Here is a 759-nt window from a genome sequence, read left to right as displayed (position 1 = left end):
ATCTCCTTCAATATGCGATTCTCACCCAGCTTGGTCCGTGGATTTCTGACTCAGTAAGACTAAAGCGCGATGAGATTGGGATGAATCGTCATCGCGCTTTAGGTTGTTGTTGTTTGAGCATGATCTTTTCGGAAAACCGCTCCACACCTTTCCGGATCATGCCTTGGGGCGGTGGAAGCAGTGTGCGTCCAACCAAAGCCCAATGGTGCCGGTGATAGGTCAAAGCCGATACTGCGCTGCCGGAAAGCCCTTGTGCGGCACAGGAAAGAGGGGGGTGTTCGAATGATGCCAGACAACGTCGCCCTGTTCGCCACGATCATCCTGCTGCTTCCGATGTTTTATCTGCTGCTGGCGGCACCGGCCTTTCTGCTGGTGAAGCTGGACGTCCGACCTGTCGCCCTGCTGTTGCGCGCCATGTTCAACGGCTACTTCCTGACATTGGCCGTTGCCGGTGCCGCAGGCACGATCGCCGTTGCCGTGGACGGCCGCCCGGTCCTGGCCCTGGGCGTCGGCTTGATCACGGCACTCGCCGTGTGCTCGCGCCGCTGGTTTTTGCGGCAGATGGACGCCCGGATCAGTGATGGAGATGCCGGCGACACGGAGGCCGCGCGCCGGCTCCGACGACTGCATTGGGGTGGCATGCTGGGCAATGCGATCCAGCTTGCCATAGTCGTGGCCTGTATTCCCTATATCGCCATCGCGCCGACATGACCGGCGTTGGCGCGCGGCAACGTTGCGTCTCACCCGCATCGTCGTTGC

At 60.5% G+C, this 759-nt stretch carries 2 protein-coding genes; both read left to right on the top strand.

Annotation, left to right across the window (positions count from 1 at the left end):
• On the top strand, positions 1–215 hold a 215-nt coding region (locus tag SO140_RS46195; RefSeq protein ID WP_449380708.1), incomplete at its 5' end, for a hypothetical protein.
• A gap of 70 nt (positions 216–285) precedes the next feature.
• Positions 286–711, top strand: coding sequence for a hypothetical protein (locus SO140_RS46190; protein WP_449380713.1), 426 nt, complete (start codon positions 286–288; stop codon positions 709–711).
• The last annotated feature ends 48 nt before the right edge of the window (positions 712–759 follow it).

It is taken from the genome of Bradyrhizobium sp. UFLA05-108, from assembly GCF_059803455.1.
This window is presented reverse-complemented; position numbering and strand designations above follow the sequence as displayed.